This window comes from Xenorhabdus sp. SGI240 (genome assembly GCF_040081915.1).
Taxonomy (GTDB): Bacteria; Pseudomonadota; Gammaproteobacteria; order Enterobacterales; family Enterobacteriaceae; genus Xenorhabdus; species Xenorhabdus bakwenae.
Map to the genome: position 1 here is coordinate 1 of NZ_JBEBMB010000107.1, position 1,092 is coordinate 1,092.

A 1,092-nucleotide genomic window follows, 5' to 3' on the forward strand; every position below is an offset into this window, starting at 1 on the left:
GCCGTCTGGCAATCGATTCTGCCGCTGGAACAGGTCGGGCGTCATGACAATTTCTTCGAACTGGGCGGTCATTCATTGCTGGTGGTCAGCCTGATCGAACAGTTGCGCCAGCAAGGGCTGTCTCTGGCGGTCAGCGCGGTCTTCGCGGCCCCCACGCTGGCAGCCATGAGCGCCCGCTTACATCAGAAGAGTGAGCAAGATGCGCAGGCAATAGCTATTCCGCCTAACCTGATCCGCGAAGACAGTTCGCACATTACGCCGGCTATGCTGCCGCTGGTAACCTTAACCCAGCCCCAAATTGACCAGATTGTTGACCGTGTCCCGGGCGGTGTCGCCAATATTCAGGATATTTACCCGCTCGGACCGTTGCAGGAAGGCATTCTGTTCCACCATTTACTGGCAGAAACCGGTGATACTTACCTTGAAAATATTCTGATGCACTTTGACAGCCGGACACGGCTGGAGAGTTTCTTGCAGGCGTTGCAGCGGGTGATTGACCGGCACGATATTCAACGCAGTGCCTTCCACTGGCAGGAACTTCCCATTCCCGTACAGGTGGTCTGCCGTCATGCGCCCCTGCCGATCACAGAGCTGACGTTATCCGCGGGAGAAAGTGCCGAAAGCCAGCTACGCCGTCTGACCGATCCGGACAGCATACGGTTAGATATCACGCAGGCACCATTATTGGCCGCCTATATCGCTCAGGATCCCGACGCCGATTTATGGTGGCTGAGTCTGTTGCACCACCATCTGGTCTGTGACCATCTGTCACTGGAAATTATTTTCAGCGAAGTGCAGGCGTTGATTCTGGGTGAAGAAGCATCTCTGCCCGCCCCGTTGCCTTACCGCAATTTTATTGCCCAGACCCGTCAGGTGCCGATTGAAGTGCATCAGGCTTATTTCCAGCAGTTACTGGGCGACGTGGAAGCACCGACACTGCCGTTCGGGTTACTGGATGTGCAGGGAAACAGCCGCGATAAGCACGCTAAAATCGTGGAAGATATCGTCACGTTAGATGATGAACTGGCACAACAGCTCCGGGATTGCACCCGTCAGTTGGGTATCAGTCCAGCTGTACTGTTCCATGTGGCC

The 1,092-nt window shown here is 55.4% G+C and carries 1 protein-coding gene; it reads left to right on the forward strand.

The annotated features are described in order from the left end of the window. A partial coding sequence (locus tag ABLA76_RS16325) for a condensation domain-containing protein (protein ID WP_348988727.1) occupies positions 1-1,092 on the forward strand: 1,092 nt, incomplete at both ends.